We start from the raw sequence: 25,238 nt of genomic DNA, 5'->3' as shown, positions 1-25,238 counted from the left end.
TTAATGCTGCAATAAATATTAGAAATGAAGGATTGCGACTTTTGGAGTTAGGAACTAGCTCTTCTGCCCTTGGAGGGGATGTAAGACCAAAGTCTTCAGGACGTAAAAAATCCATGAAGATAGAGGCAATCCCCAATGAATTGGGAAGCCTACACTGTACCGCAAGGTCAGTGTAGGTAGTTCACATAAATTTGTTTGGGAAGTGTTATGGCAGGCGATCGCAATATATCCGCCATTCGCAGCCAGCACCAAGTGGGCAGGTTGAAAGTCGGCAGGTTGACAATTTAAACTTGCCAACTTTCCTACCAATCGCTCAATACTTCCGTTCCTTTGGCTCAAACATGGTAATCGTCACCGGGCGATCGCGCAAATCTATCCCGGCTGGAGAATAGTAAGCCATCGTGTGCTTGAGGAAATTGTCATCGTCTCGCTGGGGATAATCTTCGCGGTAATGAGCGCCTCGACTTTCTTGACGGTTGAGCGCCGATGTCAGAATCATTTGTCCGACAATAATCAAACTGCGGAGTTCCAGCGCCTCAATGACTTCAGTGTTCCAGAGTTTACCCTTGTCATCTAAGTAGATATCCTGAGATTGCTGCTGAATTTGTTGCAACTTGCTCAAACCTTCGCGCATCAATTCCTCGCTGCGGAAGACGCCGCAATACTCAGTCATGCAGTCTTGGAAGGCTTGACGCACTTGGTTAATCCGGTATTGTCCCGATTGCTCTAGTTGCGCTTGGATTTTGCAGTAAGCTTCCAAGAGATAGGGTTGCTCATCCAGTTCTGGCAACTTGCGGTTTTGGACAAATTGCGCGATCGCTGCCCCAGTTCTTCTGCCATAAACGATACACTCCAGCAGGGAATTACTGCCCAGCCGATTTGCCCCGTGAACCGAGACACAAGCAGCTTCTCCAGCGGCAAAGAAAGCGTCAATTAAACCATCCGAGCCACTTTGCACCTGACCGCTGGTATTGACAGGGATACCGCCCATTGAATAGTGAACCGTAGGGCGCACGGGCATCGGTTGATCTACGGCGTCGATGCTGAGTAATCGGTGAGCTTCTTCCCAGGCAAAGGGAACCCGACTCATAATTTTTTCTCGCCCCATGTGGCGCAAGTCGAGATAGACAAAAGGGCCACCGGCGCTGCCATCGGGATGAACGCCCCTTCCAGCGCGAATTTCTCGCGCGATCGCTCGTGAAGTAATATCGCGGGGAGCGAGTTCCATACGACTGGGGGCATAAGTCGCCATAAAGCGATCGCCCTGGGCGTTGATCAAATACGCGCCTTCACCCCGCACTGCTTCCGAAATCAGCACCCCCACCGGATACAACCCCGTCGGGTGAAACTGCACAAACTCCATATCTTCCAGCGGCACCCCGGCGAGGGCAGACATCGCCAACCCATCCCCCGTCGAGGCGTAGTCATTCGAGGTGGTATTGAATACCCTCCCATAGCCACCCGTGGCGAACATCACCGCCTTCGCCCGCACAACCTCAATTCGCCCATCCAGAATCTGGTACATCACCACACCCTTCGCCTGGGCGTCTTCCAGAATCAGCTGCATCACGTACCACTCATCGTAAATGCGGACGCCGTGACGCCTGAGATTATTCACCAGTTCGTGCAGAATGGCGTGACCCGTCTTATCCGCTGCATAGCAAGTGCGCCGATGAGAATGTCCCCCAAAAGCCCTCTGGGCAATGCGACCATCCGGTAATCGGGAAAACAACACTCCCATGTGTTCCAGGTCGATTACCACGTCTGGAGCCTCGCGGGTGAGGATTTCCACCGCATCCTGATCCGCCAGGTAGTCAGATCCCTTTACGGTGTCAAAAGCGTGGGCTTTCCAACTGTCTTCGGCGTCTACATTCTTCAGCGTTGCCGCCATACCCCCCTGAGCAGCGACAGAATGGGAACGAATCGGGTGAGTTTTGGCAACTAGCGCCACATCCAAGCTGGGGTCGGTGCGGGCAATCTCTAAGGCGGCGCGACACCCCGCTAATCCACCTCCCACAATGACGACATCGTGTTCAAGCATCTTTAGATCCGATCTTTGGAATTCTTATATTCATGCTGACGCAATTAAAAACTTCCCCACCACAAAGCGGGGAAGTTCTTCATAAATTTCAGGACTTACGCCACATCACCACATCTGAGGGCTTTTCCCAGGGGGATTGAACCCGAAAAAACGCTATATGTATAAGCTTTGCGTAAGTCCTGAATTTGTTAGTTGTCAGTTGTTAGTGGCGTGACACAGAAGAATGCAAGTGCATCTGCTTGTAGCTTGGGTTGAACGGAGGGAAACCCAAATTTCTCTCTCTAGAGAGTGTTGGGTTTCGTACCTCAACCCAACCTACTAGCAGATGCACTATTTTAAGTGTGCCACGCCAGTAGGCTAGCACGGCTGTGGAACCTTACTTGTCCGTTGAACACTTAGCCATTTCTTCTTGCAACTGACCGACCAAGGACTTATGACTCTTCAACTGGTCACTTGGGCAGGTTTTTGGTTGGGTAAACTGCCACCGACGGTCTCAGTGGTGTCCCCGATATCCATAGCAGAAACCTCAATGTGGTTAAACAACGTGGTCACGAAGGCAAAGAGCAAGAAGGGCAGAGACAGCACTAGGATGAGTCCAACAGTCATTAGGGCGTAAAGTTGACGAGTGGTACTCCACAGCGCTAGTGCAGATGCCAGACTAATGAATATGACAATCAGCCAAACAATGATTTGCCCATAGATATCGCCAAAGGAGAGAGTACAGACGAAGCGATACTTTTGCATTTTATCCATGACGTTTCCCTTGCAACATTCCTTTAAAGTTCTAGGTTAAGGTTCTGACACGGGCTTGGCAGATTTCTAAATCTTTTTACAAGAGTTGCAATATAGCTTTACAATCTACCCCAGGGTGCCGAACGGTTGCTACTCACTGCATTCCAGCCATAGCGATCGCTCTCGAATTAAAAATCATTATCCTTCCTTCGCAGCATTCCCAGAACGATTATCGGAAGGTGATTCTTCTTTTTATAGCAAGAAAGCCCAGTTTTGAGTGTGTTAGCGCCGCAGCTACTCCGATTGAGCATTTTGTAGATGATTTTCTGGATGATTTTCAGCGATCGCTCTCTTGACAAATGAACTCCCATTTAATTTATAGATTTTCTAACCTGACGCCAGAAACCTCACTTAACACAACCATCAAGTAACAACATCTATCAATAGTTTAATATTAAAATCTTTTTCAAGTGGAGTAGGTAATATCACGGAAATCGCTATGCGAATAAGAGTGTGTTTTCTAGAAGAATTACAGTTGTGGTAGTTCTAGGCTGGGATTACAAAATTTAATTACTAGACATAATCCCCTAGGTAGGATTTTGGCTTCTCAGATTCCCTGATTGAGAAAATGAGCCTGAATTTAAATTGTGTTTTTTTATACTGTATAAATTTCCCATCCTTGGCAGGAAGTAGGAACACGTAGTAGGAGCATTATGCTGCAACTTTTGCAGATTTTTTTGGGTTCAGACTCTTTTATTCCACACGGACATTGTTACTTGTGGAAGCCAGAGTTGGTAGGGCTGCATATCACATCGGATGTGCTAATCGCTCTTGCTTATTACTCTATTCCCATAACGCTCTTCTACTTCGTCCAAAAGCGACAAGATTTACCCTACGCAGGGATATTTCTATTATTTGGAACCTTTATTATTTCCTGTGGCACAACTCATTTAATAGAAGTGTGGACGCTTTGGCATCCGATTTATTGGGTAGCTGGTTTTATGAAAGCTCTAACTGCTGGAATATCAGTCTATACAGCAGCTAGCTTAGTGCCACTAATTCCCAAAGCCCTAGCGTTGCCTAGCCCAGCGCAATTGGAGATAGCTAACCGTCACCTGGAAACGGAAATTATTGAGCGCAGGCACGTTGAGGAGCATTTAAGGAAATCGCCACAAATGCTTCAGCTAGTCATGGACAACATCCCACAATTTATCTTTTGGAAAGATAGAAATTTTGTCTACCTAGGTTGCAATCGTAACTTTGCACAAGTATCTGGCTTTGATAATCCAGAGGAGATTGTTGGCAAAACAGACTATGACTTGCCCTGGAAGCAGGAGGAAACCGAATTCTTCCGCGCCTGCGACACAAGGATTATGCAAACGGATACACCTGAGTATCACATCCTCGAATCTGCTCTCAAGGCGGATGGTAAACAATCATGGCTGGACACTAACAAGGTTCCACTTCATGATGCTGAAGGAAACGTAGTAGGCATCCTTGGCACTTTTGAAGATATCACCGATCGCAAAGCTGCTGAAGAAGAGTTGCGTAAGAGCCGAGAACGGTTTGATTTAGCAGTTCAAGGTTCTAAAGATGGGTTGTGGGATTGGGATTTAGCAACCAATGAGATATATTTTTCGCCTCGTTGGAAGAGTATGCTTGGCTATGAGGAGCATGAGTTGTCCAATCAGATTGAAGAGTGGGAAAAACGACTGCATCCCAATGAGCGCGATCGCGCGATCGCTACCGTCCAAGCTTATTTAAATAGCCAAGCTTCTGATTACGAATTAGAGCATCGCTTGCAGCACAAAGATGGCTCCTATCGGTGGATTTTAGCGCGGGGAGCAGCGCTGCGAGATGGCAATGGTAAAGCGATTCGGATGGCGGGATCGCACACGGACATCACCCAGCGCAAGCGAACGGAGGAAACTACGAAAAAAGCCAAAGAAGAACTGGAATTCAGCTACAGCCTCGTGTGTACAGTGATTGAAGGCACCCCCGATGCTATCTATGTAAAGGATATTCAGGGTCGCTATTTGATGATCAACTCGGCAGGTGCTACTGTCTTTGGCAGACCGGAAGGGAAAATTATCGGCAAGGATGACACGGAGTTACTACCACCAGACTTGGCACATCCAGTCATGGAGACTGACCGCCAAATCATGACGACGGGCGTGACTCAAATTGTCGAGGAAACGATACTCACCAGAGGGATTACGCGGACGGTTCTTTCCACAAAAAGCGTCTACCGCGACCCCAAAGGGAACGTCATCGGTTTAATTGGCGTAGCACGGGAAATTACCCAGCGCAAACAGGCAGAGGAAGCGCTCAAGAAAGCCAAAGAAGAGCTGGAAATCCGCGTTGAGGAGCGTACCCGCGAATTAAGGGCTGCCATTGGGCAATTGCAAAGCGAGATCGCCTACCGGGCAGAGACAGAGGCGGCGCTGAAGGCGAGTGAGAAAAGATACCGCCATTTAGTCGAGACTTCTCAGGATTTGATTTGGTCGGTGGATAGAGAGGGGCGATTTACATTTGTGAACTCTGCTGTCAAAGAAATGCATGGGTACAACCCCGAAGAAATGATGGGGCGTTTGTTCAGCGATTTCCAGCCACCGGAACAAGTGGAGAAGAACTGGCAGATACATCTGCGCCTGCTGGAGGGTGAGCCGTATTTCCAATACGAGACGGTGCATCTGCGTAAAGATGGAACGCCGATCCAGATGAGCTTCAACGCGATCGCATCTAAGGACGACGCCGGAAACATCCTCGGCACCACGGGCACCGCCAGGAACATCACGAGTGCCAAACAAGCTGAAGTCGCACTGCGGGAGAGCGAACAGCGGCTTCAAGCCATTCTGGATTACTCCCCAGCCGCTATCTACGTCAAGGATATTCAAGGTCGAAATATTTTGATGAACCGCAAGTGTGCCAATTTGCTCAACGTGGATGCAGAGGCACTCAAAGGGAAGACAGACTACGATTTCTTGCCTTATAAAATCGCTGAGGCAATGCAAGCTAACGATCAAAAGGTACTTGCGGCAGGGATTCCTTTAGAAAGTGAGGAAGTGATTCCTCAAGACGACAGCTTACACACCTACATTTCGATGAAGTTTCCGCTTTACGACGAGAATGGTATGCCTTATGCAATTTGCGGCATTTCCACCGACATCACCGAACGCAAGCAGGCTGAAGTCGCTCTGCAACTATCGGAAACTCGATTTAGACAACTTGCCCAACAAGAAGAACTGCTCAACCGTCTAGCCAACCAGATCCGGAACACCCTCGATCTGGATACGATTCTGGAAACTGCCGTCGGGGCGATCCAAAGCCGGATGGGGATTGAGTTATGCACCTTCGCTTGGTATCGCCCCGATCCCTTATCCCCCGGCTGGGAGATCGTCAAGGAAGCGAGAACTTCCACCGAAGCGAGTTGGCTTGGCTTCTATCCGGCGGGATTTTTTCCGAAGTTTGAGGAAAAAATGCTGAATTTGGAAATGTTCCGCATGGATGAAGTGCAAAGTACGGACGATCTGGTGATTCAGCAAACGTTACTCGTTGCAGGCACTCAGTCGGCGCTGGCGCTGCCAATACAGACGCCGAGTGGCGAACTGGGTGCCTTGGCTTGTCATCGCCGCAGCCAAGTGCAATCTTGGACGGACAGCGAGGTGGAATTACTCTCAGCGGTTGTCAACCAGCTAGCGATCGCCATTAACCAAGCTGAACTTTACAATCAGCAGCTCGATGCCGCTAGCACTGCCCAAACTAAAGCCGCTGAGCTTGAACACGCTTTGCGCGAACTTAAGCAAGCCCAAGCTCAACTGATTCAAAGTGAAAAAATGTCCTCTTTAGGGCAGTTGGTTGCGGGGGTTGCCCACGAAATTAACAACCCCGTTAACTTCATCTACGGCAATCTCTCCTACGCCACTGCATACACGCTCAGTCTGCTGAACCTACTTCATCTCTACCAGGAACACTATCCCCAGCCACCCGCCGCCATTCAAGCTCAGACGGAAGAAATCGACCTGGTTTTCCTACTTGAAGACTTGCCTAAAATACTATCTTCCATGAAGGTAGGAGCTGACCGCATCCGCGAAATAGTCTTGAGTTTACGAAACTTCTCTCGTCTCGATGAGGCAGAGATGAAAACTGTCGATATTCATGAAGGCATCGATAGCACGCTGCTGATCCTGCAAAACCGTCTGAAAGCCAAACCGGATCGTTCCGGTATTCAGCTTGTCAAAGAATACGGCAATCTACCCCAAGTTGAATGCTATGCAGGACAGATCAACCAGGTATTTATGAATATTTTGACCAATGCAATTGATGCCCTCGAAGCAGTTCAGGCTTCGCGGTTCGCAGTTGACGGCAATGAAGCATCAACTATGAACCCCAAAGAATTTCCGACGATTTGGATTCGGACTTCTACTGTGAAACCCAATCAAGTCAGGATTCAGATTGCTGACAATGGCCCAGGAATGACGGAGGAAGTAAGCAGTCGGTTATTCGATCCGTTCTTTACGACTAAACCTGTCGGTTCGGGGACAGGTTTGGGGATGTCAATTAGCTACCAAATTGTAGATAAGCATAAGGGTCAACTGAAGTGTATTTCAGCACCAGGACAGGGCGCAGAGTTGTTAATTGAGATTCCGATTCAGCAACAAAAAAGTCAATTACTGGTGAATCAAGAAGTATAAACTGTAAATTTCTGCTGTATAAGAGATCGCACGACCCGAAAAACCCAAGAGCGATCGCTTTTTGAATCAATCTCTTAGCTTTTAGAGTTGATGTTATATTAAATTGTCATAACTCAGTCGAACTTGTCTTCCCGTGCAAAGTAACTTCAACAGAGATTCTGACTCTAGTCCTGCTATACAGAATAGCGATCCGGGTTTGCGAGAATTTGCTAACCGCCTTGCCAATAGTATCGAGCGAGATGCTTTAGTTCAAAAAACGACCGACGAGCTAAGAGACTTGCTTCAAGTCGATCGCGTAGTTTTATATTACTTTTATCGCCAGTGGAAAGGGCAGGTTACGTTTGAGTCTTTGAGGTCTAGAGAATACTCGATCTTCGGCGAAACAGGTGCTGATGATTGTTTTAATGATGAATATGCAGCCCTGTACCAAGCAGGAAGGGTACGAGCGATCGCAGATATTGAATTAGAACCCATTCACCCTTGCCACCGCGATTTCCTCCGTAGTATTAAGGTACGCGCTAATTTAGTTGTGCCAATTCTCAATTCCGTTCGGTTGTGGGGATTGCTAGTTACTCATAATTGTCAGGATGCTCGTACCTGGACATCTTCGGATATTGAAGCGATGCAAAAAGCAGCAGAAACTTTGGCAACGGCTCCTTCAATTCGAGATAGTTAAGTTGTGCTATCTCTTCAATGATTCGTGAAGGCTCCCATCCCCGACGGGAGCATCCCGATGACAGCAAATATACGCCCACAGGCTCTGTTGCCTCGATGCTCCATAAACAACGCCCGACGACTAAAGTCGGGCGTTTTTACTCACAACTCAAATCGGATTGCCATAAAAATAACTAATGTGTAAAATGTGCTTTTGCCTACCTGATTTTATGAAATTTTTGCTTGCAAAATGGTAAAATCACAACTTTTTAGAATCCTTGGGCGATCGCGCTCATTGCGTACTCAATAAATTGGCAGGTAAATTCCCTCTATTTCAGCTTAAATTCATCAAACTTTACCACCTCTGAGTCCGGTTTTCGCGTATCAAAACGGTAACTGCTCACCGTACCCGTTCCGGTATTGAAGATACTAAATACCGTAATCTCATTACTCGCCACATACGACAATGGCTTCCCATCTTCACCCATCAGCGGCGCAATTGTCGGTACCACTGCCTCCAACCCATTCGGATCGCCCGTTACGACATCATTCTCTTGATACTCTTCTGGTACAGGGCGCTTCTTTTCGCCCAGCGCCGCACCGTAGGAATTGCCTACATTCGAGGTTTCTAAAAAGTGCATCCCGCTAGAACTGACAAAGCGATTCCACAGGTGCGAGTGCCCATAAAATACTAACTGCACATTAGCAGCCTCTAGCAGTGGCTCCACATCTCTGATAATGTAATCGGCTTCTCTAGGGTACTTGTAACGCACCGAATTAATATTACCATCCGCATCTCGGTCGATCATCTGCACCGGATCGGTATAAGGAGGGACAATGTTATCGCCTAGTGAATGTGGCGGGTGATGAAACATCACGACTTTATACTTTGCTTGCTTAAACTCCGGGCTGTTCAGTTCTTTTTCTAGCCAGGTGTATTGTTCGCTACCCTTGGCAATTGGCTCAAAGATGTGCTGCCCATATCCCCACTTTTCCGGGCTATTTAAGTGTTTTTCTCGTTCGCGGTATCTTCCCTTTGTCTTCTCATCCAGCCCCCAGTAACGCCACGCATTGGTCGCGTAAAGTACCACCAACCGCACATCACCAAATGTTACAGCGTAATATTTTTTTCCACCTTCCTTGCTTTCAGGTAAAGTAAAAATTTCTTCGTAAGTATCGGTATTGAAAGAATTGTCTTTTAACTGTTGTAAAGACCCGTTAGCAAAACGGTTTAGTTGTTCTGCCTTTTTTGCATAGATTTCCTGGGCAGCCCAAAGAGGATAGGAATCATCGAACTGGTCGTTTAAGCTGCTCTCCATTGAGAAGCGCCCCATCACCTCATGATTGCCAATCGCCGCGAACATTGGGGCGTGTTGAATCATCTGTCCGCCCCGATAAACGGTTTTGACACCGTTGTGTTCAAGTTCGTAGTTGCTGCGACCTTGGAGACAAGGAAAGAAGGCACCCCCCCGATTATCATCAAACCACTCGGAGGCACGGTCGGGAATGTTTACTAAGTCACCGACAAAGAAGATAGCGTCTACTTGCCCGATCTCAACGACCTTCTGAAGATTGGCAGATGTCATCGGCTTGAGCTGGTGGTCGGAAGTGAGCAAAATTTTCAGTGATGTCCCCTGTGTGGGTGTGGGGGCGAGAGTGAATACCTCACTGCTAACGCTCGTACCATCTTCCCGCAGGCTGGTGACGCGATAAGAAACTCGCGTAGCAGGAGTTAACCCAGCTACCTCTGCTTCGTGCCGCCAGATGTCTCGATTGGTTGGCTGCTGGTAAATCTGACCGTCTTGAGTCTGACTTCCTACCCGCGATTGACTATCTTCACGAGTGCGGCTGAGTTTGGTGGTGGTGGCGACGACACTGCGAGCGAGATTCTGACCGTAGGCGACAGTATGCTCACCAGCAAACTCAGTAAACCACACGACTCGCACGCTCGTTTCGGTCGGCAGTTGTAGAAAGGGATCGCTCAGCAGCTGGGGTTGGGATGTCATAACTGGCTGCTTGGTAAATAGGACAATTATTAGGGTAAGCGATGTCAGAACCAGAAAAATAGCTGCTGTCAGCAGAGAGCGGCTGGTTATACCGTTGCGCCAATAAATTGCCCCAGATCCCTTCCATCCCCCTTGATAAGGCGGGCAAGGGAGGATGGAATGTGTTGCTTTAAAAAAGTGAATGGGTATTAGATGCCTGAGCATAAGCGATCGCTCCGCAACAATAATAGCGATACAGGCTATCTACACCCTAAGCCATTACCGTCTATGACAACGATGAGCGATTTGATCCCCGTAGGGATTCTCGCCTCTTTAAACTTACTGATTCTGCCGGACTAATCGGAGTGGCGGGATTCGAACCCACGACCTCAGCTACCCCAAAGCTGCGCGCTACCAACCTGCGCTACACCCCGGCACAGTCTTATATTGTATATCAGCTTTCTTAAAGCTGTCAAGATGCAATCAGAAAACCTTTAACATTTGAGTCGCTTGCAACAACTCAGGCACGGCGGCAGGAGTCCAGCTACCCTCGCCCCGCCGTCCTGTGTGGAGAATGAAGCGAAGGCTGTAAGCGTGGGGATAGCCCTCTACTTCCATCCAAAGTAAGTCGCTTTCGGCTTCGCAGGCGATTTTCTCCTCATCCATCAACTCAGCCGCAATCTGTCTCATACTTTCTGCCAATTGCGCCAGCAAGCGACAAAAGTCATTTAACTCCGCCTCCGTCAGCTCCATCGCCCAATCATCCCCACCGACTAACCCTTTATATTCAGCCGTGTTAGGGTTCCAGCCGATGCGCCAGCCAACTCCACTTTTGATGAGACGTTCCATGAAAGTAATTAAAAATTAAAAATTAGCAGAATCTAGGACTTACGCACTGTACAAATTTACCATCATGTGTATTAATTAAATTCGGTCGTTTCAGGCTTTTGGAGATTAACTTCAGATATATAGCGATCGCTAAAAAATCGTCAAAAAATGAAGTTTGAATGCCCCAAACCCGTACTTCATAAGTAGGTGGTGAGATTAATTATTTGTAGTAGTGGTTAGCGATCGCGTAACCCATGCAGATGTTGGGTTTCCTACGTCAACCCAACCTACGAACATCTTCAATTTAATCGTATCCGCCTACTTATTTGGTATTTCCTGGTGTAAGCCCTAGTAATTAAAAATTTTTTCTTTAATTTTTAATTTTTAATTTTTAATTTCTGAGCATCTCCCGGTTGGGGCAGTGCTACCCCGCCGCTGGGTTTGGGTGCTGCCTGTGGCTGAGGTGAAGCGCTGGGAGAAGGTACTGGTGCCTGCTGCTGAGAATTGGGAGTGAACAGGCTAACTAAGACTTGAACTAAGGCGTCTCGTTGCACTCGATTCAGGCGTTCTATGACAGCGCGATCGCTCTGCATGGGATTTTTCTGCAACGTATCATAACCTGGATATAGCGACTCCTGTATCAGTTCGTTTGCGCCCAGATAGTCCGCCAAAGTCAGTTTCCAGTCCAGCCGATAATTGGGCGGACGTGATTTTACATACACGTGATACCGGATAATCCGCCCCACGAGGGTATTTTCAGATGCCTGCTTGCCGGTTTCCTTACTGATGTATTGATTTTCTAGTGGCAAATCCGGTAGGCGTTGATAAACTTGCCGCCAGACATCCTGTGTTCCGTACATCTGGGCAATGGCAGGCGGTTCGGAAAAATGAAAAATCGAGGATGAAGGATGAAAGATGCTTCCCCAAGGGAATAAGAATAGCGCCGTTAGAAAAGCAACGGCAAAACGCAGCATTCGCCTGGGAAATTTTCTGGGTTGTCGCTTCATCTTGCCTCTTGTCTTTTATCTAATCGCCAATAATTTCCGGTTGTGTTAGCTCATCGGACATTTCCAGAATCGCCCGCAGCACTGGCTTCATCATCGGATCGTCAACATTGTCAAAGTCTTCATAGCGACGGCGCTTAGCACGATTCGCCACTTGAACTGTAATCCGGTAGCGATTGGAAGCGGCACTCACCAGCTCTTCAGCCCGGATTAAAACTTCGGTTGTATCAAACTTGTAACGCTTTTGTATCACGTTGTATTAGTTGTTAATTGTTGTTCGTGAGTAGAGGCGCACAGTCGCGCGACCCTACTGTCAGCTTGCACCCTTCAGTCTAGCAGGAGTCCCCAGTTTTTGTGGCTGTTAGCACCGCACAAAGATTCACCGAAGAATTTCTTTATAGACAAAGAATCGCTTAATATTATGTAGATTCTTATCAATGTATATCATTCTGAAAATAAATTCGAGATTACAGTCCATGCAAACACTTGTTGCTCCTACGATTAAGCCGTTCCCTGAAAGCGATCGCCATCCGCTGAAGCTTGTGGCACTGGGAGACAGTATTGTTTATGGATTCGGCGATCCGGAAGGTGGCGGATGGGTAGAGCGGCTGCGGCGTCGCTGGATGCTGCCAGATAGTCCGGGACACGTTCTCTACAACTTGGGTGTCCGGGGTGACGGCATTAGCCAAGTGCAACAGCGGTTAGAGCAGGAGTTTCGCCATCGGGGTGAACTGAGAAATCGCGTACCCAATGCGATTATTCTATCAGTCGGAGTCAATGATTCGGCTCGGCTGGCTCGACCGACGGGGCGGAATTTTACCGACTTTGAAGTTTTCAAAACAGAAATGGCTTTGTTGCTGGAGCGATGTACTCAGAGCGCTACCGCAACGCTAACGCAAAGATTCTGTCCGGTACTCTTTGTGGGGATGGTGCCGGTGGATGAGGCGAAAATGCCATTTCTCGACTGTTTTTACTACAATCACGCCGATCAATATCGCTATAAAGAAGCAACGCGGCTAGCGTGTCAGGCGCGACAGATTCCTTATCTGGATATTTTCGAGCTGTGGACGAATCGGGGTGAAGATTGGTGGCGATCGCATCTTACCGAAGACGGACTCCACCCCAATGTCGCAGGCTATCAGGCATTACTCCAAGATGTCCTCAACTGGGAGCCAATGCAACAATTGGCGAACGACAGCTTAGCGACAGCCTAAGCTGTCCCGCGTAGAAACACCCGTCACTGGGTTCACACCCTCTGCTCGCTGACAGAGCTGAGCCACTTCGTAGCGGTCAATCAGCGCATCCGTAAAATCAGCGCCAGTAATGGTGGTGTCGTAGAAGCGAGTCCGCGTCAACGTCGCTTCCTTTAAAATGGCGTTCGTTAAATTAGCCTCGTCCAACGTAACTCGGTCTACCAAAGCCCCAGTCAGGTTTGCCCCTTCCAGATTTGCTTTTAATAAAACTCCCTTAGTCAGAATCGCATTAGTAAGGTCAGCTCCCTGGAAGTTTGTTCCTCGCATTTCAGCCGCCACAAATACACCACCGACTAAATCAGCATTCGAGAAATCCCGATTTTCCAAATTAATATTGGTGTAATTAATTGCCCCTGCCTGAGCAAAAGCGGGAGTAGCACTCAACATCACCCACAGCCATGCTAAAGCTAACAGCAAGATAGCGCTAAGCACACGCCCCACAAAGTTTTTAATTGCTTTTAAAGTTAAAGGTTGCATAGAATTAATGAAAAATTAAACAGGAATTTGTTCTTTTTGAGGTTCTCAAGCTTAGCCTATAATCAAAGATAAAAATAAGACGGTTCTTCAATTCATTTTACATTTTTAATTGTATTGAGCCAGTCTTCACCCACTCGCAGGGTGATATCAGATTCCAAATCACCCGTAGAAGCTGCTTCAATATGACCGACGCCCAACACTCTTTTCAAAGCCGCTGCTTTTGTTAAGTCCCCTTGCTGCACAATAATTTGAGTTTGGCGTTCGCGGTCGGGCCAATCATTCACAACATAAACATTCGTAAATCCCTTAGCCGCCAGATATTCAGAAACGCGATAACCGATATTAGGCTGCTCGGTGGCATTTTGGATCGCAATTCTCAGAGTGCTAAGAGAACGGCTTGATTCTACAGATGCCAGAGTCGTTTCTTGTCCAAAATATTGGCGCATAATTCGATCTCTCCCCGCTGAATCCAAAATCCAATAGCTGGCAATGTACTCCTTGGGGTCGCTGAATCGACCGGGCAACAACACCATTTTGAAATCATCTTGCTCCAAGTTGATGCCAAAATTTGCCAGTGCTAGCGTTTCTTCCAAGCTGAGGTTAGTGTCAACGTACTTCCACATCACCCGGATTAGTTGAGGCAAACGAGGCAATACGGCTGGGTTCGTCAGACGCTGCCGCAACGACTTGAGAAGGGCTTGCTGTCGCTGAACCCGACCAATATCGCCGTTTTGGTCATTCCGGAACCGCGCAAATTGTTCTGCTTGGTCGCCATTGAGAGTTTGCCAGCCTGGGGAAAGATCGATTTTGAGTTTTTGGGTTTCGTCTACATAGGACATGGGGCGAGGAACAAATACCTCAATTCCGCCCACCAAATCCACTAACTCCCGAAAGGCATCGGTGGTGACTCGCACGTATCGATCGATCTGCACGTTGTTTAAGGTGCGGCTGACAACCCGTGCGGATAAGGCTGCGCCCCCATTGACATTCGCCTGGTTGATCTTATTAAAACCAACGCCCGGAATTTCCACTCGCGTATCTCGTGGAATGGAAAGCATTTTCACAGAATGGTCGATTGGGTCTAACCGCAACAGCAGCATCGTATCGCTGTTGCCGGTGAAATTATCCGGTGAGTTGTCCGGTGAGTTGTGGAGGCGGTCAATCCCCATGACCAGGACATTGACGGGTCGCGCCAGACGGTACTGAAAGCCCCTACCCCATCCATCAGTCGCGGTCTTTTGCCCTGGAGTATGGGAGGCAACGATCGGCGACAAAGGGGTAATCAGTGCTAAAGTTGCTCCTACTGTGGCAGAAACTGTTGCTGTGATGATAAAGGCAGCGATCCATAACAAGCGCCGCCCCAAGCTATTTTTTTGGGGCGAAACCTCATTTGCCACATCGCCTGTCTGCGATTGGGGTGAGGGATCGGGATCGTCATCAACGGCATCTGTAGGGGGATATGCCTGCTGATTGCCAGAACCCTTAGACGTTTCGTGGTCTGGACTGGTTTGAGACTGTTTGATACCTTCTTCCACGTTTACCTCACCACCACAACCTCAGCCTATCTGTATCTTTCTGGAGACTTATTTCCAAGGTGGATTATAACTTCAGGTTCTCCATCTCCCAAAGGAAATGACATTGCATCGCAGCGGTGCCTTCAGCTTGTTTGTACAAAAAGTGAGGAGAAGTTGCACGAGGCGTTTGATCGGGAGTGGGCACAAAGGTTGCTAGGCTGACACATCAACGCAAGGTTAACATAGAGCCAAAAAGAATCGGCTAAAGCCAAAAATGAATCAATCGCTAATACCTGTAATTCTCGCCGGTGGTAAAGGGGAACGCTTCTGGCCCCTCAGCCGCAAGCACCGACCCAAGCAGTTTTTAAGTTTGGATGGCAGCGGCAAGAGTTTGCTGCAAGCGACTGCTGACCGATTGTTGTCTCTGGCTGGAGGCTGGGAGAAGCTATGGGTCGTGACTTCGGCTGTGCTGGCAGATGGGGTGAAAGAACAACTGCCCCAGCTATCAGTAGAAAATTTGCTCGTTGAACCAGAGGGGCGCGATACTGCCCCAGCCGTCGCTTGGACAACGCTGGAAATTGCCAAGCGGTATGGAGAAAAGGCTGTTGTGGGCTTTTTCCCTGCGGACCACTGGATTGCTGACGAGAAGGCTTTTCAACAAACTCTGGAAGCCGGTGCAGGTTTGGCAGCAACTCAGCCGTCGATTGTGACGTTGGGGATTAAGCCGAATTATCCATCTACGGGCTATGGTTACATTGAGCAAGGGGAAGAAATTGGCAAGTTTGGGGAATTTCCCGCCTACCGCGTCAGCCGATTCACGGAAAAACCCGACCGCCCGACGGCGGAGGAGTTTCTGGCAACGGGTCGATTCAGCTGGAACAGCGGAATGTTCATTTTCCAAGCTGGGGTAGTGCTAGATGAACTTCGCACTTACGCGCCGGAAATGATGAATCTTCTCGAAGAAAAAGGTGTCGAAGCTTATTCTCAGATGCCGAAGAAGAGTATTGACTATGCGCTGATGGAGAAGACGCAGCTAGCTTATGTGCTGCCAGTGTCTTTCGGTTGGGATGATTTGGGAGATTGGAACGCCATCGAACGATTGCTGAAAGGGGATAAGCCCAACGTGGAACTGGCGACTCATGTGGGAATGGATACGCAAGGGGCGATTCTCTACGCCGAGGGTGAGGATGAGGTAATTGTGACGATTGGGATGGAGGATGTGGTGATTGTGCGCGATCGCAATGTTACCCTGATTGTCAAAAAAGACCGCACCCAAGAAATCAAAAAGGTTCTTGAGTTGCTACGGGCTGACCCCAATCTAGAAAAGTTGCTGTAATCTACCCTCCAAGGGAAGGCAGAAGTTGGAAGTATGAAGTATTAATAATAAGGATGATTGCTAATGGCGAATTGCTAATTGTTCAAGAGCCATTAGCCATACTTCCATAACTCCATAATTTCATTCGCAAAACCCGTGTTTTCCTTAACCCAAACCACTTCTCGCCAGAGAGAAATCCTTGAAGTCGTCTTCCGCAACGGTTGGGACTACATGAGACGGCTCTTGACTGGCGGCAAAGCTGATGAACCGAGACTGCCGACCCCCGCCGTCCTCCGCAACATCTTAGTGGATTTGGGGCCGGTCTATGTCAAGCTGGGACAACTGCTCTCGACTCGCCCTGACTTACTCTCGGCGGACTACATTGAAAAACTGTCAACGCTTCAATCTGAGGTGCCGCCGGTACCCTGGTCAGAGGTGGAAGTGGTGATTCGGAAGCAATTAGACCGTCCAATGGAGGAAGTTTTCAGCACCATCAACCCGGTGGCAGTTGCCGCTGGTTCAATTGCTCAGACTCATCGAGCTACTTTAGCAGATGGGCGGGAAGTGGCTCTGAAGGTGCAGCGACCTGGAATTGATGCGATTATCTCTCAAGATATTTCCATCATTAAAGGTTTAGCAGATTTAGTTGCTCGCACCGATATTGGGCCAGATATTGATATTGTCGCTTTAGCTGACGAATTTTCTAATGCTTTGCTGGCTGAGCTTGATTTTATCCAAGAAGCCAACTTCACCAACCAGCTGCGCCGCAATTTATCTACCAGTCGCTGGTTTGACCCGAAGCAGGTGGTAATTCCGGAAATTATTTGGCAGTTAACCACCCAAAAGCTATTGGTGCTGGAGTGGCTAGATGGGGTGCCGCTGTTAGAGGCGAATTTCGAGCAAATCAACGACGGTAAAAGCCCCAGCGACCAGCGGCGAGACATCACTCGGCTACTGTGTCGCGTTTTCTTTCAGCAGTTGTATATTGACGGCTTCTTTCATGCTGACCCGCATCCGGGCAATATTTTTTATCTGAGAGATGGTCGCGTAGCGCTGCTTGACTTTGGGATGATTGGGCGACTAGACCCCCGCACTCAGCAGATTTTAACAGAGATGCTGTTAGCGATCGCCAATATTGATGCCCGTCGCTGTAGTCAGTTGACTTTGCAATTAGCTGAATCGGCTCACCCGGCAAATTTGGCGAAGTTAGAAACTGACTTTGACAAGCTGTTGCGAAAATATTACAACCTGAGTCTGGCGCAAATCAATTTGAGTCAAGTTTTTTATGAAGTGTTGCAAATCGCCCGCGACAATAAAATCCGGTTGCCTAGCAACATGGGTTTATATTCAAAAACTCTAGCGAATTTGGAGGGCACAGGGCATTTATTTGACCCAGAGTTGAATCTCATCGAGGAAATTAAGCCATTGATGACCGATTTATTCCGGCGTCAACTATTCGGAGATGACCCGGTGCAAGCTTTGCTGAGAACAGCTTTAGATATCAAAAGTTTGTCTTTGGAATCTCCCCGCCAAGTGGAGTTGCTGCTCGAAAGAATCACTACTGAAACTTTGAAGTGGAATATAAAGATGCCAGACATCATTCCATTCCGTCGCAGTTTGGAGAATTCTGCTAACCGCCTTTCCTTCAGTGTTGTAGTGGGTTCGCTGATTATCGGGGCGGCAATTATCTCCAGCAACGCTCAAACCGGCGGTGGGCTATCTTTGTTAAGCAATGGTCTATTTGCTGCTGCTAGTTTCTTAGGGTTGTGGTTAATTGTTAGTATCCTACGTTCTGGACGTTTGAAGTGATGGAACTATTGTACGGAAAATAAACTTTTTTAATATGTTCCTGTTCACAATTCAAATAAGATTGCTGTAGAAGGCTGCTACACTTCCTAGAGAGAAAGATTTTTGTTCGGCTCAAGGAATGTGTTGACCAAAATAAAATGCTCCCCCCTTTTATTCGGCATCTTCCTGGTGTCGCTGGCGCTACGTGTCTGTGCAATTACCGTTCCCATCAATTCCGATGAACAGTTGTGGATGACTCGCGGTAGCAGCTTTATACAGAACTTACTGGAGGGAGATTTAACCGGCACCTATCGCCGTCATCATCCAGGCGTCACCAATATGTGGGTGATTGGCAGCAGTATGTTAGTGAATTGTCTGTTGAACCAGCAGTTCCCAGGTTTGCTAGGTCTGAATCAGCCACTAGACCTGAATGCCTGCTTAAACCAAGTTCATCCCATCATCTTCTACGTGCTGCCACGCTTGCTACAGGCAGCGATCGCTTCAGGGTGTATGGTGGGTTTTTATATCCTCACGAAGCGGCTGTTGGGGCAATCCGTGGCGCTATGCTCTCTTAGCCTACTGCTACTAGAACCCTTCTTTTTAGCTTATCAGCGCTACCTCACGACTGACGCGCTAATGGCTGATTTTAGTATTTTGGCATTGCTACTATTTTTACTTTACTTGCGGCGCTATCATCGCCACTTGCTTGTCGCCTCTGGGGTATTTATGGGACTGGCGACAGCTACAAAAGTGACGGCTCTATTTATCTTGCCAGCTGTTGCCCTCTGGATCGTGGTGATTGAGTTGGGAATCTGGCGAACTAGCTTTCCTCCCAGGGGTTGGAAGCAGCAGTTGGCGGATCTCAGATGGTGGGGATTGAGCCTTTTAGGGACAATCGTTCTGATTTGGCCTGCAATGTGGGTGTCACCCTCTTATGTTGTGGCTCAGATTTATAAAGGTCTGTTACAAGAGTCTAGCAGAGGCTTACTTTTCTTTTTAGGGCAAATAACTGATTCGCCAGGACTACTTTTTTATCCGCTGGTGCTAGCGTATCGTCTCTCACCCGTGCTGCAAGTGGGGTTGCTGGCATTTTTAACAATATTGCTAATCCCCAAGCTGCGGCGTCACCACAAGAAAATCCCGGAACTAACGGCACTCGCTTTAGTACCCTTGTGCGTGCTGCTTATCCTCTCAGCCAGCGACAGTAAGATTGACCGTTACATTAATCTTTTCTTGCCAGTACTAGCACTGCTATCTGCGGTTGGCTGGCTAGAAATGGTAGTTTGGGTCGGACGCGGCGCGGAGGCACTGCGGCGTCGCTTCGGGAAGCATCACATCGGTAAATGGCGAATCCACCGAGGCGTAACCACAGCTACTGCGCTTTTCCTGTTGCAGCTTATCGTCCTTATCCCCTACTACCCTTACTACCTGAGCTATTACAACCCTTTGCTGGGGGGTTCGCGTGCTGCCAAACATATATTTATGATCGGTCAAGGCGAGGGTCTCGACTTAGCGGCTAAATGGTTGAATCAGTCACCCAATGCTAAACAAATCGTAGCAGCCAGTTGGTCTGGGTCGGCTTTTGCCGCCTATTTCCAAGGTCAAACGATATCAATCCACAAGTACGTCGAACCCGAACAACCCTGGACAAAGGCTAATCGCATAGTGTTGTACTACAACCAATTCCAGCGTCAGTTGCCAGAGCCAAAGATGCTCGCTTACTTTGCCGCGCAGCAACCTTTGCACACCGTGCGGCTACACGATATTGATTATGCGCGAATTTATCCTGGCCCAGTGCCTTTATCTGAGGATTTAGAACGCATCCAGGTTCCTCTCAAACTGTCTTTTGGTGAGCAAGTGCAATTGCTCGGTTATGAACTGAATCAATCTAAACTCTCGTCCGGTGAGGAGCTTTTAGTCACATTCTACTGGAAATTTTTAGCACCACTCCCGCCAGATTTCACGATTGGCATCGGTCTGCGCGACGCTCAAGGAAACCTTCAAAACCGTTCGGATGCACGTCCGGTGGATGGCTATTTTGCAACAGATAAGGTCACTTCAGGTACATTCTTACGCGATGTTCATAAGCTTACAGTTGCACCCGGTACACCAGCCAATCGCTACCGTCTTGAAGTAAGTTGGTACTCGTCCAGCAACGGACAAGCATTGCCAGTACGCAATGAATCTGGCAATTCCCAAGGAACCCAAGCAGTGATTGGTGAAGTTGAAGTGGTCAGGTTAACCTAGTTATAAAATTGTAATTTCACTTAGATTTTGGGCAATGGAGTTAAGCTCGGTTTTGTGACCTTAGTTTCTAATTTTTTCCAATTCACTCGCTGATAATCGGTAAATCTTGGCGACTACTCTTCCATTATTTAAATAAGTTTTGACAGGTTCATGCTTACTTTCCCAAAAGCTGGGTTCTTTCTCTAACATTCTTTCGTTTCGACTTTGCGGTTTTTTAATATAAATTAGATAAGTGTAACCCGACAATTGAGCTGCATCTGCTTCTAATTCCATATTTTTTAAATTTGCAGGTACATAATAGCTGGCAATACTTTTTTTCTCATTTGTCAGGTAATATCCGTTTTCCTCTAATGTTTGAAAATACGTACCAATTTCTTCCCAATGCCGATAATAGGGAAATCCAAATGAACTCTGATTGTGTTTTTTGGGCAATTCCAGCATCAAAAATCTCTTGTCTTCCCAAGCATACTCTCTTGTGTTATCTACAAATACTACATGAGATAAGGAAAACAGTAATAAAAAAATGATTAATTTTAAATACCAGTTATTAATAAATTTTAATTTAGTTTGATTCTTTTCTATTAAAACATCCAAATTTTCCAAACCATAGGAAATTAAAATACAAAGAGGTATTATATAAGTATAAATATGGGTTCCCGGTTGGCTTATTAAGACTTCCATAGCAAAGAAGGGAAACAAAAACCATGCCAGCAGTGGTAATTTTTCTTTGAATCTAGATAAAGATAAAAAAGCTAATATGGCATACAGGTAGATAACAAAGATTGGATTATAGAGTTTGAAGGTACTGATTGAACTGCCGGTTCTGCTACTTATTCTGTTTGACCAATATTCTTTTGTAGATTCCGATATCGAGAAGAAAAAAGGAACATAAAATACAGCCAAAATGGCTAAGAATATAGCTAAAGAAAAAGCCAAATGCTTCATTTTTATAGATTTTATCAAAGGAAAATTAGTATCCTTATACCACCTATACAGAAGATAAAGAACAAATGGTGCTATAAAGATTCCATCGAAATGTGTAAGAATAGAAATTCCCCAAAAAGTTGCTCCTAGATAAAGACCGGAAATTTTCCATGTTTTGTTTTTGGTAGATAAGGATAAAAAATATAACGTTAAAATCGAAAATAAAATAACGAATGATTGGTATTGAACAATCCTGGCAAAGGCGACGAATAGACCGTTTAGAGCCATGAACAGCGCCGAATAAAGCGCAATTCTTTTTCCAAGTTCTAGTTTTACAAACTTATAGAAGAAATAGACAGCGCCTATTCCTGCTAAAGCAAAAGGCAATCTTACAAAAAATTCATTATCATAAGCAAAATTAAATAATTTAATAATATAAGTAACCAAAAATTGAACAGGCCCTTTTCTTTGATTCAGCAAAAAATTAGAAATTTCTTGTCCCGCTTGGGGTCGGTATAATGCCCTTATTTCATCTCCTTGGTAATCTGAATAACCTAAATTAATTAATCTTAACCATATAGTGACAAGTATTAAATAAATAAAAGGTAAAGCATTTTTTAGCTTTTTCATCTTGCCGTGCCGCTTAAACTTTTAGCTAAATGGGGGATATTTCTAAATATGTAATAATAAGTCTGTTCACTCGTGACAAGTTAACATAATGATGGCGCGAGGTATATCGGTAAGTAAGGTAATAAATCAAACAACCGGACACGCCGACAAAAAACTTTGACAATTCCTCACTTTTGATTTTCAGAGGAAGGACAAGTATAAAACTAAAGTGGTGGCTTGACTCAAACACAAGCTGGGTAAAAGTAACACAGACCTCAAAACACCTACTTTTGTGGAAATGCGATTCAAGAGAAGAACTAACTCCAAAGTAATCGCGCAAGCGTATCAGTTAGCGCCACGGAATGCACGAGCTTCGCATCTCTCACGTCGAGCCAAACTGAGTATAACAGCTAAGTGACCCAGATTGGTAATTTCATCCCGTTGAGGGAACTTGTCTAAGTTAATAAATTCTCCGGTAGCTTAACAATGTATAAACTTTCTTTTATTTCCCCAATCAATAGCGGAATTTTTCCAATTCTCTGCTATGACTGCTGGCTATTTTAATGTTACTTTACTAATTATGAGCAAATTTAACAATGTTTTTTTTCACCTATTCATCATGTCGCTCTATGTTGGCTTTGTACTTGTCATCAGACCAGTCTATCAAGCTTTTGAATTTGATTATGATGAGGGATTAAACTTAATCAAGGCATTTTTATACTCGCAAGGCTTTTCTCTATATACGCAGATATGGAGCGATCAACCACCTCTATTCACAGTTTTATTATCGTACTGGTTTAATATATTTGGATATTCAGTTTTTGCTGCACGCTTGTTGGTTATACTCTTCTCAGCACTTCTAATCTGGTCTTTTTATCAAATTCTACGCCTCTCTTTAGGAATAATACCTGCTATTGTCGCTACACTATTACTCTTCACTTCATGGCTATTTGTTAGACTCAGCATTTCCGTGATGATTGGTATTCCCTCTTTATCGCTGGCAATGCTCTCTATTTATTTGCTAACTCTCTACAAACGGCACCTTCGTAAACGTTTCATTATTTTATCAGGAGCCGTTCTAGCAGTATCCTTGCAAACGAAACTATTTACTATATTTCTGATTCCTTTAATGCTTTTTTATCTGCTAGATTTTAAACGGCGAGAACCGGAGAAAAGTAAATTAAAAGACTCTCTTTCGTCTTCCGTTTTCTCTCCCCTAATTTTATGGTTAATTGTTCTTGCAGTTAGTTATCTAGGGATTGGTTTTGTTTTTCAAGCTTTTAATTATGAACAGCTAGTTCAAGCACACTTGGGAGAGAGAGTTCAAGATAAATCAACAAACTTTAATAATATTGAAAATTTACCTTATTTTCTTCATCAAGACTATGACTATGTGTTTTTGGCGTTTATCGGTAGTTTAGCAATTTTATTTAAAAAACAAAGAGAAGGAATTTTTCCTTTAACATGGCTGGTGACTGCTAGCCTAATTCTCCTCAAGCATAAACCTGTTTGGTATCACTACTATCCTTTACTGGCGATTCCCATCTGCTGGTTAGCTGCCTATGGAGTTGATTTAGTAATTAATTTATTTCCAAAAGGGTGGAATTCTAATCTAAAATCGCTAAACTTCAAAAAGCTAATTTTTCCCATCTTAGCAACAGCACTTCTCATTGTGTCCATGATTGCGATTCCTGCTAAGCCTAAAGGAAAACCACCCAAAAGTCTTGAAGTTATGAATCTAGTGTTGAAACACAAGGATTCTACTCAATGGATATTCACAGATCGTCCGATTTACGCATTTTATGCGGGTTTGCCGGTTCCTCCGGAAATTGCCGTCATGTCAGACAAACGATTTCGATCGGGAAATTTAACTTTCGATGATATCATTGCTGTTTTGAAAAAATATCGTCCCGAACAAATTGTCCTGGCAAGATGGATTCAAACATTTAAGAATAACAATCAATTCAGGACTTATCTCGACGAAAATTACTCAAAAACTTATGAAGATGAAAAAGGGACGGTGGAACATTATTTATTGAAGGAATCTTCCAGGTAGGAAAATTGCGACTGTTGATCTAAAAGAGATGATAGTGGATTCCCGGACGCGATCGCTTTCTTTTTTTTTCCGTGCTACCTTACTATTAGCGAGTCGAAAGGCAACCGATGACTGCCCTTATCCTAAATTTAAGCCCCGCCATTGAGTTAACAGATGAGCAGTTCTTCCAACTGTGTCTGAATAACCGGGATTTGCGTCTTGAGCGCACGGCTGAAGCAGAATTAATTATTATGCCACCGACGGGATGGGGAAGCGGAAACCGCAATGGGAGACTGACGCAACGTTTAGGCAATTGGACAGACGCAGATGGTACAGGGTTGGCTTTTGACTCTTCAACAGGTTACAAGCTTCCCAATGGTGCAAACCGTTCTCCTGATGCTTCCTGGGTGTCGCGGGAACGATTAGAAGCCCTGAACCCAGATCCGGAAAGATTTCTCCCAATGGCTCCCGATTTTGCTGTAGAATTGCGCTCTGCTACTGACAGCTTAAAGACAGCGCAACGCAAAATGCAGGAATATATTGATAACGGTGTGCGTTTGGGCTGGCTAATCGATCCTCAAAATCAACGGGTGGAAATTTATCGCCAAGCGCAGGATGTCGAGGTATTGCAATCTCCAACTAGCTTGTCAGGTGAGGATGTTTTACCTGGATTTGTGCTGGATTTGACGCAGATTTTGAATTAAGCGATCGCTCTGTTTCAATGTCTTTTAACTTGACAAATTTCAATTTTGCCGCATTTCCTGGGCGGTGATACCGGAAGCGGTGTTATTGGCATATTGTATATATTGCTCGATGTAGAAGTCTGCGGTGTGTTTGATGCCTTGCACTGAGTCGCGATCGCTACCGTGTTTAATTACTGGAACTTTGCCATAAGGCGAGACATCCGCAAACCACTCTGGCTTATTGTGCAAATCAATCTCGGTTAGTTTAAAGTCTACACCCTTCTCAAGAAGCGTCAGCCGCGTCCGATGGGCATAAGGACACACGGTTGCGCTATAGATTTCTACTTCAGCCATGACTTTATCCTTCGCTAGTTATAGCTTGATTGTCACCTCTGGAGGCTGAGTTTGTGGGTGGTTGGAGAGGATGCGATCGCTGACGCATTGCGAAGGATTGT

17 protein-coding genes, 1 tRNA gene and 3 pseudogenes are annotated in these 25,238 nt (G+C 46.2%); 10 read left to right on the top strand and 11 right to left on the bottom strand.

Features of this window, described 5'->3' with window-relative positions; genetic code table 11:
- A pseudogene (locus tag ACFW2W_RS16085) lies at positions 1–176 on the top strand (RNA-guided endonuclease TnpB family protein); the annotation flags it as partial.
- 137 nt (positions 177–313) lie between these two features.
- Here the strand turns inward: ACFW2W_RS16085 and ACFW2W_RS16080 are convergent.
- Positions 314–2,041: a succinate dehydrogenase/fumarate reductase flavoprotein subunit gene (locus ACFW2W_RS16080; RefSeq protein ID WP_378180004.1), complete on the bottom strand. Its 1,728-nt coding sequence runs from the start codon at positions 2,039–2,041 to the stop codon at positions 314–316.
- 441 nt (positions 2,042–2,482) lie between these two features.
- Positions 2,483–2,794, bottom strand: coding sequence for a hypothetical protein (locus tag ACFW2W_RS16075; RefSeq protein ID WP_378180001.1), 312 nt, complete (start codon positions 2,792–2,794; stop codon positions 2,483–2,485).
- 692 nt (positions 2,795–3,486) lie between these two features.
- On the opposite strand from ACFW2W_RS16075, the gene ACFW2W_RS16070 reads away from it, so the two are divergent.
- Complete coding sequence (locus tag ACFW2W_RS16070) at positions 3,487–7,467, top strand: PAS domain S-box protein (protein WP_378179998.1); 3,981 nt, start codon at positions 3,487–3,489, stop codon at positions 7,465–7,467.
- A 133-nt stretch (positions 7,468–7,600) separates the two neighbouring features.
- Positions 7,601–8,143: a GAF domain-containing protein gene (locus ACFW2W_RS16065; protein ID WP_378179995.1), complete on the top strand. Its 543-nt coding sequence runs from the start codon at positions 7,601–7,603 to the stop codon at positions 8,141–8,143.
- Between the two features lie 307 nt (positions 8,144–8,450).
- Here the strand turns inward: ACFW2W_RS16065 and ACFW2W_RS16060 are convergent, their stop codons facing one another.
- Complete coding sequence (locus ACFW2W_RS16060; protein WP_378179992.1) at positions 8,451–10,127, bottom strand: metallophosphoesterase; 1,677 nt, start codon at positions 10,125–10,127, stop codon at positions 8,451–8,453.
- 192 nt (positions 10,128–10,319) lie between these two features.
- Here ACFW2W_RS16060 and ACFW2W_RS16055 point away from each other — a divergent pair, with 192 nt between their 5' ends.
- Positions 10,320–10,466, top strand: a complete 147-nt coding sequence (locus ACFW2W_RS16055; RefSeq protein ID WP_378179990.1) for a hypothetical protein — start codon at positions 10,320–10,322, stop codon at positions 10,464–10,466.
- On the opposite strand, the gene ACFW2W_RS16050 is transcribed toward ACFW2W_RS16055, so the two are convergent.
- From ACFW2W_RS16050 to ACFW2W_RS16035, 4 genes are all read right to left on the bottom strand, one after another.
- A tRNA-Pro gene (locus ACFW2W_RS16050) sits at positions 10,467–10,540 on the bottom strand.
- Positions 10,541–10,589: 49 nt separating this feature from the next.
- A complete protein-coding gene (locus ACFW2W_RS16045) occupies positions 10,590–10,955 on the bottom strand; it encodes a DUF1818 family protein (protein WP_378179987.1) in 366 nt (121 codons plus the stop codon).
- 356 nt (positions 10,956–11,311) lie between these two features.
- Positions 11,312–11,941, bottom strand: a complete 630-nt coding sequence (locus ACFW2W_RS16040) for a hypothetical protein (RefSeq protein WP_378179984.1) — start codon at positions 11,939–11,941, stop codon at positions 11,312–11,314.
- A 19-nt stretch (positions 11,942–11,960) separates the two neighbouring features.
- Positions 11,961–12,188: a DNA-directed RNA polymerase subunit omega gene (locus tag ACFW2W_RS16035; RefSeq protein WP_378180013.1), complete on the bottom strand. Its 228-nt coding sequence runs from the start codon at positions 12,186–12,188 to the stop codon at positions 11,961–11,963.
- A gap of 226 nt (positions 12,189–12,414) precedes the next feature.
- On the opposite strand from ACFW2W_RS16035, the gene ACFW2W_RS16030 reads away from it, so the two are divergent.
- Complete coding sequence (locus ACFW2W_RS16030; RefSeq protein ID WP_378179982.1) at positions 12,415–13,152, top strand: GDSL-type esterase/lipase family protein; 738 nt, start codon at positions 12,415–12,417, stop codon at positions 13,150–13,152.
- Here ACFW2W_RS16030 and ACFW2W_RS16025 read toward each other — a convergent pair.
- Complete coding sequence (locus tag ACFW2W_RS16025; protein ID WP_378179979.1) at positions 13,138–13,668, bottom strand: pentapeptide repeat-containing protein; 531 nt, start codon at positions 13,666–13,668, stop codon at positions 13,138–13,140. The genes ACFW2W_RS16030 and ACFW2W_RS16025 overlap by 15 nt on opposite strands.
- 92 nt (positions 13,669–13,760) lie before the next feature.
- A complete protein-coding gene (locus tag ACFW2W_RS16020; protein ID WP_378179976.1) occupies positions 13,761–15,203 on the bottom strand; it encodes an LCP family protein in 1,443 nt (480 codons plus the stop codon).
- A 253-nt stretch (positions 15,204–15,456) separates the two neighbouring features.
- Here ACFW2W_RS16020 and ACFW2W_RS16015 point away from each other — a divergent pair, with 253 nt between their 5' ends.
- From ACFW2W_RS16015 to ACFW2W_RS16005, 3 genes and pseudogenes are all read left to right on the top strand, one after another.
- Positions 15,457–16,518, top strand: a complete 1,062-nt coding sequence (locus tag ACFW2W_RS16015) for a mannose-1-phosphate guanylyltransferase (RefSeq protein WP_378179974.1) — start codon at positions 15,457–15,459, stop codon at positions 16,516–16,518.
- Positions 16,519–16,653: 135 nt separating this feature from the next.
- A complete protein-coding gene (locus ACFW2W_RS16010) occupies positions 16,654–18,306 on the top strand; it encodes an ABC1 kinase family protein (RefSeq protein WP_378179971.1) in 1,653 nt (550 codons plus the stop codon).
- A 231-nt stretch (positions 18,307–18,537) separates the two neighbouring features.
- Positions 18,538–19,077 (top strand): annotated as a pseudogene (locus ACFW2W_RS16005) (glycosyltransferase family 39 protein); the annotation flags it as partial.
- 1,515 nt (positions 19,078–20,592) lie between these two features.
- Here ACFW2W_RS16005 and ACFW2W_RS16000 read toward each other — a convergent pair.
- Positions 20,593–22,086: an ArnT family glycosyltransferase gene (locus ACFW2W_RS16000; RefSeq protein ID WP_378179968.1), complete on the bottom strand. Its 1,494-nt coding sequence runs from the start codon at positions 22,084–22,086 to the stop codon at positions 20,593–20,595.
- A gap of 523 nt (positions 22,087–22,609) precedes the next feature.
- Here ACFW2W_RS16000 and ACFW2W_RS15995 point away from each other — a divergent pair.
- On the top strand, positions 22,610–24,121 hold the full coding sequence (locus tag ACFW2W_RS15995; protein ID WP_378179965.1) for an ArnT family glycosyltransferase: 1,512 nt from the start codon (positions 22,610–22,612) through the stop codon (positions 24,119–24,121).
- A gap of 107 nt (positions 24,122–24,228) precedes the next feature.
- A complete protein-coding gene (locus ACFW2W_RS15990) occupies positions 24,229–24,804 on the top strand; it encodes a Uma2 family endonuclease (protein ID WP_378179962.1) in 576 nt (191 codons plus the stop codon).
- A 150-nt stretch (positions 24,805–24,954) separates the two neighbouring features.
- Here the strand turns inward: ACFW2W_RS15990 and ACFW2W_RS15985 are convergent.
- Positions 24,955–25,137, bottom strand: a pseudogene (locus ACFW2W_RS15985) (glutathione S-transferase N-terminal domain-containing protein); the annotation flags it as partial.
- Positions 25,138–25,238 lie beyond the last annotated feature (101 nt).

Source organism: Coleofasciculus sp. H7-2 (assembly GCF_042747725.1).
Taxonomy (GTDB): domain Bacteria; phylum Cyanobacteriota; class Cyanobacteriia; order Cyanobacteriales; family FACHB-T130; genus FACHB-T130.
The sequence above is the reverse complement of the archived record's forward strand: the minus strand, read 5'-3'. Positions and strand labels throughout refer to the sequence as shown.

What these genes read in the sequence shown, in the direction of transcription:
- ACFW2W_RS16080 (WP_378180004.1), bottom strand. Translation starts at nt 2,041, where the DNA reads ATGCTTGAACACGATGTCGTCATTGTGGGAGGTGGATTAGCGGGGTGT.
- ACFW2W_RS16075 (WP_378180001.1), bottom strand. Translation starts at nt 2,794, where the DNA reads ATGGATAAAATGCAAAAGTATCGCTTCGTCTGTACTCTCTCCTTTGGC.
- ACFW2W_RS16070 (WP_378179998.1), top strand. Translation starts at nt 3,487, where the DNA reads ATGCTGCAACTTTTGCAGATTTTTTTGGGTTCAGACTCTTTTATTCCA.
- ACFW2W_RS16060 (WP_378179992.1), bottom strand. Translation starts at nt 10,127, where the DNA reads ATGACATCCCAACCCCAGCTGCTGAGCGATCCCTTTCTACAACTGCCG.
- ACFW2W_RS16055 (WP_378179990.1), top strand. Translation starts at nt 10,320, where the DNA reads ATGCCTGAGCATAAGCGATCGCTCCGCAACAATAATAGCGATACAGGC.
- ACFW2W_RS16045 (WP_378179987.1), bottom strand. Translation starts at nt 10,955, where the DNA reads ATGGAACGTCTCATCAAAAGTGGAGTTGGCTGGCGCATCGGCTGGAAC.
- ACFW2W_RS16040 (WP_378179984.1), bottom strand. Translation starts at nt 11,941, where the DNA reads ATGAAGCGACAACCCAGAAAATTTCCCAGGCGAATGCTGCGTTTTGCC.
- ACFW2W_RS16030 (WP_378179982.1), top strand. Translation starts at nt 12,415, where the DNA reads ATGCAAACACTTGTTGCTCCTACGATTAAGCCGTTCCCTGAAAGCGAT.
- ACFW2W_RS16025 (WP_378179979.1), bottom strand. Translation starts at nt 13,668, where the DNA reads ATGCAACCTTTAACTTTAAAAGCAATTAAAAACTTTGTGGGGCGTGTG.
- ACFW2W_RS16015 (WP_378179974.1), top strand. Translation starts at nt 15,457, where the DNA reads ATGAATCAATCGCTAATACCTGTAATTCTCGCCGGTGGTAAAGGGGAA.
- ACFW2W_RS16000 (WP_378179968.1), bottom strand. Translation starts at nt 22,086, where the DNA reads ATGAAAAAGCTAAAAAATGCTTTACCTTTTATTTATTTAATACTTGTC.
- ACFW2W_RS15995 (WP_378179965.1), top strand. Translation starts at nt 22,610, where the DNA reads ATGACTGCTGGCTATTTTAATGTTACTTTACTAATTATGAGCAAATTT.
- ACFW2W_RS15990 (WP_378179962.1), top strand. Translation starts at nt 24,229, where the DNA reads ATGACTGCCCTTATCCTAAATTTAAGCCCCGCCATTGAGTTAACAGAT.